Annotated in this window: 10 protein-coding genes; 3 read left to right on the top strand and 7 right to left on the bottom strand. The window is 71.7% G+C overall.

Going from position 1 to position 15,721, the window contains the following annotated elements:
* Positions 1 to 59: 59 nt before the first annotated feature.
* Positions 60 to 2,615 (bottom strand): DUF6049 family protein, encoded by a 2,556-nt coding sequence (locus OG618_RS19410; RefSeq protein WP_329488785.1) that lies wholly within the window; start codon positions 2,613 to 2,615, stop codon positions 60 to 62.
* A 357-nt stretch (positions 2,616 to 2,972) separates the two neighbouring features.
* Between OG618_RS19410 and OG618_RS19405 the strand changes: the two genes are divergently transcribed.
* Positions 2,973 to 4,421 (top strand): CCA tRNA nucleotidyltransferase, encoded by a 1,449-nt coding sequence (locus tag OG618_RS19405; protein ID WP_396486185.1) that lies wholly within the window; start codon positions 2,973 to 2,975, stop codon positions 4,419 to 4,421.
* Between the two features lie 74 nt (positions 4,422 to 4,495).
* Here the strand turns inward: OG618_RS19405 and OG618_RS19400 are convergent, their stop codons facing one another.
* From OG618_RS19400 to OG618_RS19380, 5 genes are all read right to left on the bottom strand, one after another.
* Positions 4,496 to 5,524 carry an LppU/SCO3897 family protein gene (locus OG618_RS19400; RefSeq protein ID WP_329488784.1) on the bottom strand — a complete coding sequence of 343 codons (1,029 nt, stop codon included), beginning with the start codon at positions 5,522 to 5,524 and terminating at the stop codon, positions 4,496 to 4,498.
* 128 nt (positions 5,525 to 5,652) lie between these two features.
* Positions 5,653 to 6,228 (bottom strand): LppU/SCO3897 family protein, encoded by a 576-nt coding sequence (locus OG618_RS19395; RefSeq protein WP_329488783.1) that lies wholly within the window; start codon positions 6,226 to 6,228, stop codon positions 5,653 to 5,655.
* Positions 6,229 to 6,323: 95 nt separating this feature from the next.
* Positions 6,324 to 7,661: an MFS transporter gene (locus tag OG618_RS19390; protein ID WP_329488782.1), complete on the bottom strand. Its 1,338-nt coding sequence runs from the start codon at positions 7,659 to 7,661 to the stop codon at positions 6,324 to 6,326.
* 155 nt (positions 7,662 to 7,816) lie between these two features.
* Entirely contained in the window at positions 7,817 to 8,899 is a 1,083-nt protein-coding gene (locus tag OG618_RS19385; protein WP_329488781.1) for an inositol-3-phosphate synthase, read from the bottom strand.
* A gap of 126 nt (positions 8,900 to 9,025) precedes the next feature.
* On the bottom strand, positions 9,026 to 9,727 hold the full coding sequence (locus OG618_RS19380) for a PadR family transcriptional regulator (RefSeq protein ID WP_329488780.1): 702 nt from the start codon (positions 9,725 to 9,727) through the stop codon (positions 9,026 to 9,028).
* A 352-nt stretch (positions 9,728 to 10,079) separates the two neighbouring features.
* On the opposite strand from OG618_RS19380, the gene OG618_RS19375 reads away from it, so the two are divergent.
* Both OG618_RS19375 and OG618_RS19370 read left to right on the top strand, forming a co-directional pair.
* Positions 10,080 to 12,746 carry a transglycosylase domain-containing protein gene (locus tag OG618_RS19375; RefSeq protein ID WP_329488779.1) on the top strand — a complete coding sequence of 889 codons (2,667 nt, stop codon included), beginning with the start codon at positions 10,080 to 10,082 and terminating at the stop codon, positions 12,744 to 12,746.
* A gap of 268 nt (positions 12,747 to 13,014) precedes the next feature.
* A complete protein-coding gene (locus OG618_RS19370) occupies positions 13,015 to 14,619 on the top strand; it encodes a glycosyltransferase family 87 protein (protein WP_329488778.1) in 1,605 nt (534 codons plus the stop codon).
* A 47-nt stretch (positions 14,620 to 14,666) separates the two neighbouring features.
* Here OG618_RS19370 and OG618_RS19365 read toward each other — a convergent pair whose 3' ends face one another.
* Positions 14,667 to 15,701, bottom strand: a complete 1,035-nt coding sequence (locus OG618_RS19365; protein WP_329488777.1) for an alanine racemase — start codon at positions 15,699 to 15,701, stop codon at positions 14,667 to 14,669.
* Between the last annotated feature and the right edge of the window lie 20 nt (positions 15,702 to 15,721).

Genomic DNA, 15,721 nt, shown 5'->3' with positions numbered 1-15,721 from the left:
CACCTCTTCGATGTCGTGGGGGAGGCCGCCCCGGAGAAAACGGGCGGGTATCGGCGGTGTCAAGGACCAACCTTCTCATCACTGGTGGTCCGATCCCGGCCATCTGCGGTGCTGCCGCGCGGTGTCTGCGCGGCTCCTCCACGCTCCGGCCCCTGCGGGCCGTCCCCGTCCGCCGCCGCGGGCTCCGCCCGGTCCGCCGCCCCCTCGGGCCGGGCCGGCCGCTCGGCTGCCCCGCCGGCGGCCGCCGGGGCGTCGTCGAGCGGGTGGTCGCCCAGCGGCGCGTCACCGTACGGCTCGTCGCCGTCGCCCTCCGCACGGCGCTTGCGCTGGCGGAAGAACCGCAGGGCCGCCAGCAGGAGCAGCACCAGACCGCCGCCGAAGACGTACAGCACCCCGTTGGTCACCGAGGTGACCTCCACGGTGAAGACCTGCTCCTTGCCGTACTTCTGCGGGTTCGGCCCCGTGGTCCAGAGCTGGGCGGTCACGGACACCGGCCCGTTGTTCTGGGCCTCGGCCGGGAATCGCAGGGTGACGCTCTGCGAAGCGGGCAGCACCAGCTCCTCGGCGGGCCGGATCTTGAGCCGGTTGGCCTGGCTCGGGAGCAGCACCAGCTTGAGGTTGGTGACCGGCTGGGTGAGGTCGTTGCGCACGCTCACCTGGAGCACCCCGGTGTCACCGGCGAAGGTGATGACGTTCTTCTTCGGGACGTACACCGCCCTGGTCAGCTCGCTGAGGTAGCCCGCCACGCCGTCCCGGTAGACGGAGCCCTCCGGCGCCTGCGCCCGCCACTCGGTCGACATCGAGCGGACCATCGCGGCGCTGAACGGGCCGCGCACCCGCTGGGGCAGGGTGAGCACGCGCATCAGGGTGTCCAGATCGCTCTGGATCCTGATGGTGTCGGTCAGCGCCGAGGACGGCAGCTCCGAGGCCCGGGCCTGCGACGGGTAGTCGGTGGCCGCCGGGACGGCGGTGTTGGCCTTCGGATCGGCCGCGGCCTGGGCGAGCGTGTCCAGCTTGACCGGATCCACCCACCTGCCGGCCTGCGCCGCCAGCACGGCGGTGGCGAGCGCCTTGGCGGTGCCTGCGGTCAGGTCGCGCGGCGGCATCACCAGCAGACCGCGCGGGTTCTGCGGCTCCTGCCGGGAGATCACGAAGGTCTCGGCGAGGAAGCGCTGGACCGCCAGGGTCTGCTCCTGCGGCGTGTTCAGGTCCCGGTCGAACAGCGCGGAGACGGTCTCGTCGGCCACCACCGCGTTCTGTCCGCTGCCGATCGGGCGCACGGCGGTCGGGGTGTACTTCAACGCGTCCGGCTCCGGCAGGCTCGCGCCGTTCACCAGCACCAGGGAACTGCCGGTGCGCTGGGCCATCCCCGCGATCTGCTGGTCCAGGTAGCCCTGGTAGGGCCAGGCCACGTCCGAGCGGGTGTCCACCGCCAGCCGGCCCTCGACGGTCAGCCGGCCCGCCGTGGCGGCCTTGCCGAGCGCGGCGTCCACCCCCGGGAGCTCGGCGGCGTTGTGCGCGATCGAGGCGAGGTCCGGATCGGCGTACGGCAGCGACACCACCTGGCTGCCCGCCTTCGCCACGGCGGCCCGCAGCTTCTCCAACCAGGCCGTGGCGGCCGCCGAGCCGCTGCCCGCGACGGTGTTGTCCTCCTTCGCCGCCTTCTTCTCCGTGTCGGGCTTCTGCACCCGGTACTGCTTGGTCATCGCGAACGCGGTGTCCAGCAGGTCCGGGTCGACCACCCAGGTCAGGTTCGGCAGTGTGGCGCCGGTCTCCACCAGCTCGTAGAGCCGGCCGCCCGGCGCGAACTCCGCCGCCAGGCTGTCGTCGCGCAGCACCGGGATGCTCTGGTCGTTGTCGGACATCGTCTGCGCGGCCAGCACCGGGGCGTGGACCAGCGGCCAGACGGTGGTGAGCTTGGAGGGCTGCGCCTCGGCCGTGGACGGGGTGTAGGGCAGGAAGGTGCGGGCGATGCCCAGCGGGCGGTCGTGCTGGTTGTCGCCGGTCGAGCCCCAGACGTCCACGGCGAGCTCGTAGACGCCTTCACCGCCGGACAGCTGGAGGTCGGCCACCGCGACGCTCAGCGTGAACGGCTGGCTCTGGCCCGGGCCCAGCTCGTTCAGCGCGTACTGGGGGCTGTCCAGGTCGACGCCGTCCGCGCCGACCGGGTTGGTCCGCCCGGCGGTCACGGTCAGATCGCTGCGGGTGGTCAGCGGCCGGCCCTGCCAGGGCTTGCGCACCGCGGCGTGGGCCGACTTCAGTACCGACTGACCGGCGTTGGTGACCTGCCCGGTGATCGTCACGGTGCCGTTCTGGACGGCCACCGGCTTGTTCACGCCGTCGATGGTCATCACCACCGGGTACTCGGCGGAGACCGCCGTCCCGGCCGCCGGACGGACGCCCCCCGCAGGCGACGCCCCGGTCGCCCCGGTCGCCCCGGCCGGCACGGCCGGGAGCAGCGCCAGCGCGGCGCCGAGGACGGCCGCCAGCCGCCGGACGGCACGCGCCGGGCGGCGCCCCGGGCCCCGCCCGTCGGCGGCACCTCCGGTGCGTTCGCAGGCCCGCCCAGGGTGTCCGTCCGCCTCCAGGCCCGAGTGCCGTGCCGGCTCGCCCACGCGCTTCGCCCTCGCCGTTCTCGATTGCTCGCTGCTTGATGCTGTACTGCTGCGGATGTCCCGCCGGCCGGAGAGGACCGGCCGTGGATCGGTGGATCGGTTGATCGGTGGTGAGGAACGCGTCCGCCCGACGGTCCGGTCGGCCGTGCCGGCGCGCGGCACCGCGGCTCCTCGCCGGTGCCCGAGACTCGCTCCACCCGGCATGGTAACGATGCAGCGGGTGGTGCAGTGTTGCGGGCCTTGGGGTGAGCACCGGAAAACGCGCGGGCAGCGGGGCCGCCGGGCCACGTACCCTTGTGAGCCGTGTCCACTGCCAATGAGCCCACCGCCCACGAGTCCGGCGCCCATCATTCCAGCATCGCCACCCAGGCCGTCCCAGGGCTGAGCGAGGCGCAGACCCGGGGGCTGCAGGAACTGCTCCGGGTGTCCCCGGTCGCCGACGAGATCGCCCGCCGCTTCCAGGCCGCCGGGCACCGGCTCGCGCTGGTCGGCGGCTCGGTCCGGGACGCGCTGCTCGGCCGCCTCGGCAACGACCTGGACTTCACCACCGACGCCCGTCCGCACGAGGTCCTGAAGCTGGTGAAGGGCTGGGCGGACGCCGTCTGGGACGTCGGCATCGCCTTCGGCACCGTCGGCGCCCGCAAGGACACCCCGCAGGGCTCCTTCCTGATCGAGATCACCACGTACCGCTCCGAGGCGTACGACCGCACCTCGCGCAAGCCCGAGGTCACCTACGGCGACACCATCGAGCAGGACCTCGTCCGCCGTGACTTCACCGTCAACGCGATGGCCGTCGACCTGCCCGACCGCGGCTTCGTCGACCCGCACCGCGGTCTGGACGACCTGGAGGCCCGGGTGCTGCGCACCCCCGCCACCCCGGAGGAGTCCTTCTCCGACGACCCGCTGCGGATGATGCGGGCCGCCCGCTTCGCCGCCCAGCTGGACTTCGAGCCGGCCCCCGAGGTGGTCGCCGCGATGACCGCGATGGCCGAGCGGATCACCATCGTCTCCGCCGAGCGGGTCCAGGCCGAGCTCAACAAGCTGCTGGTCGCCGCCCACCCGGTGAAGGGCCTGCGGCTGCTCGTCGACACCGGTCTGGCCGACCACGTGCTGCCCGAGCTGCCGGCGCTGAAGCTGGAGCGGGACGAGCACCACCGGCACAAGGACGTCTACGAGCACTCGCTGACCGTCCTGGAGCAGGCCATCGACCTGGAGCAGGACGGCCCCGACCTCACGCTGCGCCTCGCCGCGCTGCTGCACGACATCGGCAAGCCGCGGACCCGGCGCTTCGAGTCCGACGGTCGGGTCTCCTTCCACCACCACGAGGTGGTCGGCGCCAAGATGACCCGCAAGCGGATGCGTGAGCTCAAGTACTCCAAGGAGCTCACCGAGGACGTCTCGCGCCTGGTCGAGCTGCACCTGCGCTTCCACGGCTACGGCGGCGGCGAGTGGACCGACTCGGCGGTGCGCCGCTACGTCACCGACGCCGGGCCGCTGCTGGAGCGCCTGCACAAGCTGACCCGCTCCGACTGCACCACCCGCAACCGGAAGAAGGCGGCGGCGCTCTCCCGGACGTACGACGGGCTGGAGGAGCGGATCACCGAGCTGAAGGCCCAGGAGGAGCTGGACGCCGTCCGCCCCGCGCTGGACGGCAACCAGATCATGGAGCTGCTCGACCTCAAGCCGGGTCCGCAGGTCGGCAAGGCGTACAAGCACATGCTCGAACTGCGTCTGGAGCACGGCCCGCTGGAGCACGAGGAGGCGGTCGCCGCCCTCCGTGCCTGGTGGGCGGCCCAGCAGGGCTGAGCAGGGCGCGGCACGCGGGAGGGGTGGCCCGGGGACTCCCCGGACCACCCCTCCCGCGTCGTGGCGGTGGGCCGTCAGCCGTTGATCCCCTGGAGGCAGAGGACGTAGCTCAGCGCCGCGGTGGACGCCTCGCGGGTGTAGCTGCTGTCCGAGTTCGGCACGTTGTCGCACGCCTTGTCGTCGCTGGAGGCGAGGATCTTGCGCAGCACCTTGTACTGGGCCCGCGAGTCGGAGCAGGCGAGCATCGTGATCCGCGGGTTGGGGTCGTGGGTGGCGCCCGTCCCGTTCTCGTTGCGCAGGCAGTCGCCGGCCTTGGCCCGGTCGATGTCGCTGGGCACCGAGGAGGCCCCGGCCGGGGAGGACGGCTTCGCCGCGCCCGGCGTGGTGATCTCCGGGATCGGCGGCAGCGAGAAGGACGGCATCGGGGGCATGGACACCGTGGCCGGCGGCGGCAGCACGATCGGGTGGTACGGCGTGGCGCTGCGGTGGTTCGCGCCGAGCAGCGCGCCGGTGGTGATCAGGATGACGAACGACGTGATCGAGAGGATCGGCAGCAGCAGCATCAGCATGTGCGGCCGCTTGGTCAGCGGGACGCCCGGGTCGAGCTGCGGGCCGTGGGTGCCGGGGGCGGGCGGCGGCAGGTCCTTGATCTTGTTGTGCGCGGCCAGGTTCCGCAGCAGGGTGATCGGCGTGATGATCGAGGACAGGTAGCCCCACCAGCCCTGGACCAGGGTGCGGGCGGACATGTCGCGGACCACCGCGGTGCCGCAGGTGCGGCAGAACGGCCCCGGCTGCTTCAGGAACCGCATGACGATGATGATGCCCTGGTGCCCGCGGACGGTGGTCTCCACGGCGGGGAAGCCGCCGCAGAACCGGCAGACCGGTCCGCCCTGGGGCGCCTGCTGTGCGTACCCGGCCTGCTGCTGCGGGTAGCCGTAACCGGGCGGTGCGGGCTGTGCGGGCACTCCGTACCCGGGTGCGGCCGGCGGCGGCGCGGCGGGGTAGCCGTAGCCGGGCGGGGCCGCGGGCGGCGGCTGGGCGCCGTACGGATTGCCGGCCGCGTAGGGGTTGGCGTCGGCCGGCGGCGGGGCGCCGTACGGCATCTGGGGAGGTGGAACGGACAAAGGGTCCCCCGTGGAAGGTGAGCGGTGAGGAGAAGGGGTCAGGACTTCTTGACCGGCGGCACACCGGTGGTGAGCGGACCGAGGCAGAGCACGTAGCGCTTCTTGTTCTAGCGCCGCCCGCTCTTGCCCGAGACGGTGCTGGTCGTTCCGACGGTCTGCCTGCAGCGGCTGGTGTCGGTGCTGTCGAACGTGGCCAGCACCTTGTAATTGGCCTTGCTGTCGGTGCACTTGACGATGTCGACGCTGCGCGAGCCGCTGGCCTTGACGCAGTCGCCGGCCTTGGCGCTGCTGACGCTCGGGCCGCTGACGAAGTAGCCGACGACCAGCGCGGCGCCACCGACCACGGCGACGCCGGCCTTCAGCTTGGCCTTGGTCCCGGTCTTGCGCGCCGGCTCGGCGGGCGGTTGCCCGTACGGCGGCTGCTGGCCGTACGGGGCCTGGCCGCCGGGTGGCGGACCGTACGGGGGTTGCCCGTACCCGGGGGCGGCCGGGGCGGCCGGCGGCGCGGCCGGGTAGCCGTAGGCCGGCGGCTGTCCGTAGCCGGCGGGCGCCGGCTGGGGCGGGCCGTACTGCGGAGGCGGAGCACCGTACGGCGGTCCGCCCTGGGGTGGAACGCCCGGCCCGGGGGGCTGCGGATAGCCGTACTGGGGCGGCGGTCCGTACGGACCGGGCGGTGTGCTCATCAGGTTCTCCCCCGAGACAGAGTGCTGTCGCTCCGACAGATCTGACGTACCTTAGCGACTCACCCGGACGGGGCAGGTTCCGAGGGTGCGCGGTCTCAGGACACCCGGTCGCCGGGGAGCGGTCCGGTCCGCCGGGCCGCCCGCAGATAGAACACGGCGGCGAGCGCGTAGACCAGGGAGACTCCCACGACCACCCCGACCGAGCGGCCGGAGAGCGGCAGCACCAGCGCGGTCACCGCGGCGGCGGCCACGAAGGCGACGTTGAACAGCACGTCGTAGATGGCGAAGACGCGGCCGCGGTAGTCGTCCTCGACCGACTCCTGGACGACGGTGTCGGCGCAGATCTTGGTGCCCTGGGTGACCACGCCGAGCAGCAGCGCCGCGATCAGGCACGGCACCAGGGAGAAGCCCAGGCCGAGCGCGGGCACGAAGACCACCGGAGCCGCCAGGCAGAGCGTCATCCAGCCGCCCAGCCCGAGCCGGCGGGTGCACCACGGGCTGATCACCGCGGCGAGGAAGAAGCCGGCGGCGGAGAGGCCGACCGCCTGGCCCAGGGTGACCAGCCCGGCGGCGCTGTCACTCGGGTCGTTGAAGGTGTAGCGCGCGAGCATCACCAGGACGACGATCAGCACGCCGTAGCAGAACCGGGCCGCGGTGACGGCGGCGAGGGCGTGCACCGCGGGCCGGCAGTCCCGGACCAGATGGGTGACGGCCGCGCCCAGGTCGCGGGCGGCCAGCACCAGCGCCCGGCCCAGCGGCGGTCGGTCGGTGCGGTGCTCGGGCCCCAGCAGGTCCCGGTCCATCCGGCGGGCCGCCAGCGCGGCCGACAGGTAGAGCAGCGCGGCGACGGTGACCAGCGCCGCGTCGGCCCTCGGCCCGGGGGTCAGCACCTGGTGCAGCAGGAAGCCCAGGCCTCCGCCGGAGGCCGCGGCGACCGTGCCCAGAGTGGGGGAGAGCGCGTTGGCGGTCACCAGCTGGTCCTGCGGGACGACCCGGGGCAGCGCCGCGGACAGGCCCGCCAGGATGAACCGGTTGAGCGCGGTGACCAGCAGCGCGGAGGCGAAGAACAGCGCGGTCGGGGCCTCGACCAGGAGCAGGCCGCCGGTGACCAGGCCGAGCCCGAACCGGGCCAGGTTGCCGTAGAACAGCACCTGACGGCGGCGCCAGCGGTCCAGCAGCACGCCGGCGAACGGGCCGATCACGGAGAACGGCAGCAGCATCACGGCCAGCACCGAGGCGATGTCGGCGGGGGAGGACTGCTTCTCCGGGGAGAACACCACGTAGGCGGCGAGCGAGACCTGGAAGACGCCGTCGGAGAGCTGGGAGAGCACCCGGGCGGTCAGCAGCCGGCGGAAATCTCGCCCGCGGAGCAGGCCGAGGAGCGTGGCGCGGTGCGCGGTCTGGTCGGTGCTGCCGTTGTCCGTGATCGCCACCCGCCCAGACTGCCATGGAACCGGTCCGTGTTTCACGTGAAACATTCGCCGGAAAACGGTGAACGGGCCCACGGCGGACCGTGGACCCGTTCAGCGCGTGTCCTGTGCTCAGCGCCCGGAACCCGGGCGCCCGACGATCGGGATCGTCATCGAGCTCAGCGCTCGACCTCGCCCTTGATGAACTTCTCGACGTTCTCGCGGGCCTCGTCGTCGAAGTACTGGACCGGCGGGGACTTCATGAAGTACGAGGACGCGGAGAGGATCGGGCCGCCGATGCCGCGGTCCTTGGCGATCTTCGCGGCGCGCACGGCGTCGATGATGACACCGGCGGAGTTCGGGGAGTCCCAGACCTCGAGCTTGTACTCGAGGTTCAGCGGGACGTCGCCGAACGCGCGACCCTCAAGGCGGACGTAGGCCCACTTGCGGTCGTCGAGCCACGCCACGTAGTCGGACGGGCCGATGTGGACGTTGTTGGCGCCCAGCTCGCGGTCCCGGATCTGCGAGGTGACGGCCTGCGTCTTCGAGATCTTCTTGGACTCCAGGCGCTCACGCTCGAGCATGTTCTTGAAGTCCATGTTGCCGCCGACGTTCAGCTGCATGGTGCGCTCGAGCACGACACCGCGGTCCTCGAACAGCTTGGCCATCACGCGGTGCGTGATGGTGGCGCCGACCTGGGACTTGATGTCGTCACCGACGATCGGCACGCCGGCCTCGGTGAACTTGTCCGCCCACTCCTTGGTGCCCGCGATGAACACCGGGAGGGCGTTCACGAAGGCGACCTTGGCGTCGATGGCGCACTGGGCGTAGAACTTCGCCGCGTGCTCCGAACCGACGGGCAGGTAGCAGACGAGAACGTCGACCTGCTGGTCCTTGAGGACCTGGACGACGTCGACCGGGGCCTCGTCGGACTCCTCGATGGTCTCCCGGTAGTACTTACCGAGGCCGTCGAGGGTGTGGCCGCGCTGGACGGTGACACCGGTCGGCGGCACGTCGCAGATCTTGATGGTGTTGTTCTCGCTGCTGCCGATGGCGTCGGCCAGGTCGAAGCCGACCTTCTTGGCGTCGACGTCGAAGGCGGCGACGAACTCCACGTCACGGACGTGGTACTCACCGAACTGGACGTGCATCAGGCCGGGGACCTTGCCGGCCGGGTCGGCGTCCTTGTAGTACTCGACACCCTGCACCAGCGACGCGGCGCAGTTGCCCACGCCCACGATGGCTACGCGAACCGAACCCATTCCGGTTGCTCCCTGTGATCTCATGAGGGCCGCCGGTGCTCGGCGGCGCTCGTCCTGCGTTTTCGATGAATGCCTGACGGGCGCGAGGCGCCCACTCCTACCGCGCGGCACAGGGCGGACGCGGTGTCAGCGCTCCTGGTCGGAGCGCCCCGGGCGGTCGTACGGTGGCCCGGGCGGATCCGGGGATCCGGCCTCCTGGCCACGGCCGTCCGAAGTCTTGTCGGATCCTGCGGTGCTCGGCCCGCCGGTGAGCGGTCCGGTCCGGCCACTGCGGTTGGCCCGCTCGGTCTCGATCAGCTCGTTGAGCCACCGGACCTCGCGCTCCACCGACTCCAGGCCGTGCCGCTGCAGCTCGACGGTGTAGTCGTCGAACCGCTCGCGGGCCCGGGCGAGCGAGTTGCGCATCCGTTCGAGGCGCTCCTCCAGCCGGCTGCGGCGACCCTCCAGGACGCGCATCCGCACGGCCCGGTCGGTCTGGCCGAAGAACGCGAAGTGGACACCGAAGTGCTCGTCCTCCCACGCGTCGGGGCCGGAGTCGGCCAGCAGCTCCTCGAAGCGCTCCTTGCCCTCGGGGGAGAGCCGGTAGACGATCTTGGACCGCTTGCCGTTGAGCGCGGTGGCCGGGACGTACTCGTCGTCCGGGTTGTCCTCGACGAGGAAGCCTTGGGCCACCAGGCTCTTCAGACACGGATAGAGCGTTCCGTAGGAGAACGCGCGCAACGTTCCGAGTAGGACGTTGAGCCGCTTGCGCAGCTCGTACCCGTGCATCGGGGCGTCGTGGAGCAGGCCGAGAACGGCGAACTCCAGCACTCCTGAGCGCCTGCCCAATGCCGTCGTCCTCCTTCCTCCAGGCCGGATCCTGGCCCGCCGTCTCCGGCGGTATGCCGTGCCGATGTATCGGCTCGATATATCGAGAACAGTAAACCTGGGTCCCCGGTCGAGCAAGGGGGGCACGCGTGAATGTGATCACAAGGCGACGCGCAGGTGTGCTTGGCAACGGGCATGTAATGATCTGCCGTCGTTTTGCGGGCATTGATACCTGATGCCCGATTAGGTGCGGTTCTCGGCTGCGTACGCTGTCGCGTGTGCACGAGGACCACCTCCGGGGTTAGGGCGGTTGCGGGCATCGGACGTGAACCCTGCCTTCAGGCTCGACCGCCTGGCGAGGAGTAGCTGGAACATGAGCGAACGACGGCGGAGGTCTGCCGACGGTGGCGGGCAGCCCCCGGGTGACAACGGCCGCCCGGGCGGCGCGGGACAGGACGGGCCCGGCCCGGACGGTCCCGGCCGCCGGCGTCCGGCGGGTGTCCGGGAGACCGCGCAGCAGCCCCGGATGACCCGGGCCGAGATGCGCAAGGCGGCCCAGAGGGGCGGCAAGCGCGGCGGCGGCGCGGCGGCGACCGGTGCGGATGACCGCGGTGGCAAGCCCGGCAAGCCCGGCAAGCCCGGCAAGAAGCGGTTCATCGACTACCCGCGCTTCGGCAAGCAGGGCGTCCGTCGCTGGCTGCCGTCGTGGAAGCAGTGGCTCACCGGCTTCCTGGTCTTCTTCGCGACCTGCGTGGGCGGGGTCTGGTACGCCTACGCGTCCACCACCGTCCCGCAGATCCACGACCTGGTGAACGACCAGAACAACATCTACTACTGGGCCGACGGCTCGGAGATGGCCCGCAAGGGCGAGACCAACCGGCAGATCGTCGAACTCGCCGACATCAGCCCCAACGTGCAGAACGCCGTCATCGCCGCGGAGAACGCCACCTTCCGCACCGACAGCGGCATCGACCCCGTGGGCATGATGCGCGCCGTGTACAACATGGCGACCGGCGGCGAGACCCAGGGCGCCTCGACGATCACCCAGCAGTACGTCAAGAACGCCTACCTGAGCCAGGACCAGACGCTCAGCCGCAAGGTGCGCGAGTTCTTCATCACCCTGAAGGTCAATCAGGAGACCGAGAAGAACGACATCCTGCGGGACTACCTGAACGTCAGCTGGTTCGGCCGCGGGGCCACCGGCATCCAGGCGGCCTCCCAGGCGTACTACGGCATCGACGCCAAGGACCTCGACATCTGCCAGAGCGCCATGCTGGCCGGTCTGCTCAAGGGCGCCGCACTGTACGACCCCACCATTCCGGCGAACAAGGACCGCGCCGTGGAGCGCTGGACCTGGATCCTGAACCGGATGGTCACCACCAAGAACGCCACGGCGGAGGAGCGGGCCAAGTGCACCGCGTTCCCCGAGCCGATCCCGCGCAAGCCGCCGACCAACATGAACGGCGAGATCAGCTACCTGGTCGACACCGCGAACAAGTTCATGATGTCCAAGGACCCGACGATCACCCAGCAGTCGATCGACAAGGGCGGCTACAAGATCTACACGACCTTCGAGAAGGACAAGGTCGACGCCCTCAAGAAGGCCGTGGACGACGTCAAGGGCGAGACGCTCAACGTCCAGAAGCGGCCCGAGAAGGACAACTTCGTCCAGTTCGGCGCGGCCAGCGTCCGCCCCGGCGACGGTGCGATCGTCGCCATATACGGCGGCGACGGCGTGGAGAACCAGCACTTCGACAACAACGCGGACGCCAAGGGCGTCCAGGTCGGCTCGACCTTCAAGCCCTTCGTGCTGGCCGCCGCGATGCAGGTCGGGGTGCAGACCGCGAAGGACGACAAGGGCCAGCCGAAGCGGATCAACGCCGACAGCCGCTACCTCTCGGACGACCTGTCCGAGATCCGCAAGCCGGACGGCTCGCTGGTGATCGGTGACGACGGCAAGCCGTACCGGCAGAAGAACGAGGACGCCGGCAAGCGCGGCTACGTCTCGCTGCGGGCGGCCATGCAGAACTCCTTCAACGTCCCGTTCGTCCAGCTCAACCAGGACGTCGGCGGCCAGAACGTGGCCAACATCGCCGAGGCGATGGGCGTGCGCAAGGAGAGCTTCGCCGACCCCAAGACCCCGACCTTCGCGCTCGGCACCTCCACCGTGAGCCCGATCCGGATGGCCGACGCGTACGCGACCCTGGCGGCCAGCGGCAAGCAGGCCGACCCGTACTCGGTGACCAAGGTCGAGGTGAAGGGCACGGCGCGGCCGGGCTTCAGCAAGCCCGAGCTCAAGCAGGCGCTGGAGCCGGCCGTCGCGGACAACGTCACCGACGTGCTGGTGAACGTGGCGAAGAACGGTACCGGCTCCAAGAGCAACGCGCTGGGCCGCCCGGTGGCCGGCAAGACCGGTACCACCGACGAGAACAAGTCGGCCTGGTGGGTCGGCTACACCCCGCAGCTGGCCACCAGCGTCGCGATGTGGCGCGAGGACCCGACCAAGCACGAGCGCCTGTCGCTCAACGGCACCGGCGGCAAGGACTCGGTGCACGGTGGTGACACCCCGACCGACATCTTCACCCGGTACATGAAGGCCGCCCTGGCCAACGAGAAGAAGATGGACTTCCCGACGCCGCAGCCGGTCGGCACCCAGGTGGACTCCTCCGGGGCCCCGAGCACGGCCTCGCCCTCGTCCTCGCCGACGATGACCGAGACCACGGCGCCCACCGCGCCGGACCCGGGCGCGCAGCAGCCGACGCAGCCCACCAACACCCAGCCGGCCTGTGTGCCCGGCGTGGACTGCCCGGGCACGGTGCCGACCCAGGCGCCGACCAAGACCCAGCCGCCGACCGGCGGTGGCGGCAACGGCGGTGGCGGATCCTCGCCCACCTGCCTCATCCCGGGGCTCTGCACCACCCCGCAGCCGACGTCGTCGACCGCGTCGACCGGGCCCGCGCCCAGCAGCACCAAGCCGACCAAGCCGACCATGTCGCCCAGTCCGACGGGTGGTGCCCAGCAGGGCGCGGCGGCGCCCTGACGCCCGGCGCCGAGCGGCGCGAGACGTGCGAACGGCGGTGGCGGACCTCCTCGGAGGTCCGCCACCGCCGTTCCGTCGTTCCCGGCCGGGGCGCGCGGCGCTGCCCTGCCCTGCCCCGCGCTGCCCTGCCCCGTCCCGCGCTGCCCTGCCCTGCCCCGTCCCGCCGGCACCGGCATTCTCGTCATTTGGCCATGAATCGCCGGATCGGCCCCGGGCCGCTCAGGGGGCCTCCTCGTCCAGCCGGGAGAGGTGCGGCAGGATGTCCGGCATGACGTCGAGCGATCGTGACGAACCCGTCGGCCACATCGGGCCCATCGAGGATTCCGGGCCGGCTCCGGCGGCGCCCGCGAAGGTCGCGCCGCCCGCCACGGTCGCCCCGCCCGCCAACACCGTGGTCGTCCCGGCGGACGAGGACCCGGTGGCCGCGGCCGGCAGCGAGGTGTTCGGCGGCCCGCCCGGCCGCCGCGCGCTGCTGGGCGTCTCCTGGTGGATCCCGGCGCGCTTCCTGGCGCTGGTGGTGATCGTGGTCTCGGTGCTGGGCATGGCGCAGAAGCTGCCCTGCTACGACGCCGCCTGGTTCCAACCGGGGTCGCCGCAGTACATCCACGCCTGTTACAGCGACATCCCGCACCTGTTCTCCGGGCGCGGCTTCGCGGCCGGCCTGCACCCCTACGTGGACCGGATCCCGGGCACCTCGGGCGATCTGCAGTACCTGGAGTACCCGGTGCTGACCGGGTTCTTCATGCAGATCGCGGCCTGGCTCACGCCCGGCGGCGGCTCGAGCCAGCAGCAGGAGCAGTGGTTCTGGGCGATCAACGCGGGCCTGCTGATGGCCTGCGCGGTGGTCGCCGTGGTCGCGCTCTCCCGCACCCACCGGCGCCGCCCGTGGGACGCGCTGATGTTCGCGCTGGCGCCCTGCCTGCTGCTGAACGCCACCGTCAACTGGGACCTGCTGGCGGTCGCGCTGGCCGCCGTCGCGATGGCCTGGTGGTCCGGTTCGCGGCCGGTCTGGGCCGGTGTCTTCATCGGCCTGGCCACCGCCGCCAAGCTCTACCCGCTGCTGCTGATCGGTCCGCTGCTGCTGCTCTGCTGGCGGGCCGGGCGCTGGCGCGAGTTCCGGGCGATGCTCGGCGGCGCGGTCGGTGCCTGGCTGCTGGTCAACCTGCCGATCATGCTCGCCAACTGGCGGGGCTGGTCGACCTTCTACGTCTTCAGCGAGCACCGCACCGAGGACTACGGCTCGTTCTGGCTGATCCTGATGCAGAGCCGCGGCGTCGGCCTGGCCAACCTCGACCTCTTCATCGGGATCCTGATGGTGCTCTCCTGCCTGGGGATCGCCTGGCTGGCCCTCTCGGCGCCCCGCCGCCCGCGCTTCGCCCAGCTGGCCTTCCTGGTGGTGGCCGCGTTCATCCTGGTCAACAAGGTCTACTCGCCGCAGTACGCGCTCTGGCTGCTGCCGCTGGCGGTGCTGGCCCGGCCGCGCTGGCGGGACTTCCTGATCTGGCAGGCCTGCGAGGTGCTCTACACCCTGGGCATCTGGTCCCACCTGGGCTTCGTCACCGGGCCCAAGCAGCACGGGATCGGCGAGTCCTGGTACCACTTCGCCATCGTGCTGCACCTGCTCGGCACGCTGTACCTGTGCGGCATGGTCATCCGCGACATCCTGCTGCCCGACCGCGACCCGGTGCGCTGGGACGGCACCGACGACCCGTCCGGCGGGGTGCTCGACCACGCCCCGGACGTCTTCGTGGTCGGCACCGCCCGACAGCTGCGGGAGGCGGCGAGCTACGCCGGCTACGCGCCGGCCGGCCCCGAGCTGTGGCTCGACGACGAGCCGCACGCGCCGGAGACCGCCGGCAGCGCCAAGCCGTAGGGCGGGCCGGTAGCCCGTCCGCCCGGACGGGTTCCCGGCCGCGTGCTCTAGCGGTCCACCACGCGGTCGAAGTGCGTGGTGGTGTGCCGGACCTGAAGGACGAGTTCGTCGCCGACCACCGGCGGCTTGGTCTCGTTGTCCAGCAGGAGCAGCGAGACCTGCATGTGCGGCGGCTCGGCGAACCAGAGCTGCTTGCCGGCCCAGTTGAACGGCGACTTGGTCTTGTTGACCGTCGCCAGACCGGCCCGGGCGATGCCCTTGGCCCGCGAGGACATGCCCTGGACGTACTTGGGCGCCTCCAGGCCGATGCCGTGCGCGGTGCCGCCGGCGACCACCAGCAGGTGGCCGTCGGTGGGCGCCGGGTGCTGGCGGTAGCCGTAGCGGTCGCCCTTCGCGACCGGGGTGACGTCCAGCACCGTGGCCCGGACCTCCAGCGCGCCGTGGTCGCCGAGCCAGAGCCGGGTGCCGATCCGGGCGCGGAAGACGGTGCCGGGGTAGCGCTGGGCCAGCTTCTCCATGCCGGCCGCGCCGAGGTGGCTGACGAACACGGTGTGCACGGGGATGCCGGCCGCCCGGGCGGTGTCCACCCAGTGCGCGACCTCGTCCACCGGGTCGGAGCCGTCCGGCCGGTCCATCGGCAGGTGCAGCGCCAGGCCCTCGAACGAGACGCCGTCCAGCTCGGCGGCGACCGCCGGCAGGTCGGCCGCGCTCACCCCGTGCCGGCGCATGGTGGTCATGCACTCCACCACCACCCGGGCGCCGTGCAGCGCGCGCAGCCCGTCCAGGCTCGCCACCGTCCGGATCACCCGGGCGTGCGGCAGCGGCAGCACCTCCTCGCCGACCCGGTACGGGGTGAGCACCAGCAGCTCGCCGCCGTACCAGTCGGCCGCGTCGGCCGCCTCGTAGGCGGTGCCGACGGCCATCACGCCGGTGCCGAGCAGGGTCGCCTCCTCGGCGAGCCGGTGGTTGCCCAGGCCGTAGCCGTTGCCCTTCGCCACCGGCACCAGGCCGGGGAACTCGGCCAGGACGGAGCGCTGGTGGGTGCGCCAGCGTTCGGTGTCGAGGTAGAGCGACAGCGTCATCGGGTCATCTCCCAGGGGGT

The sequence above is a fragment of the Kitasatospora sp. NBC_01246 genome, assembly GCF_036226505.1.
Taxonomy (GTDB): Bacteria; Actinomycetota; Actinomycetes; order Streptomycetales; family Streptomycetaceae; genus Kitasatospora.
Note: the sequence above shows the minus strand (reverse complement) of the source record. Positions and strands in the feature narration are given on the sequence as shown.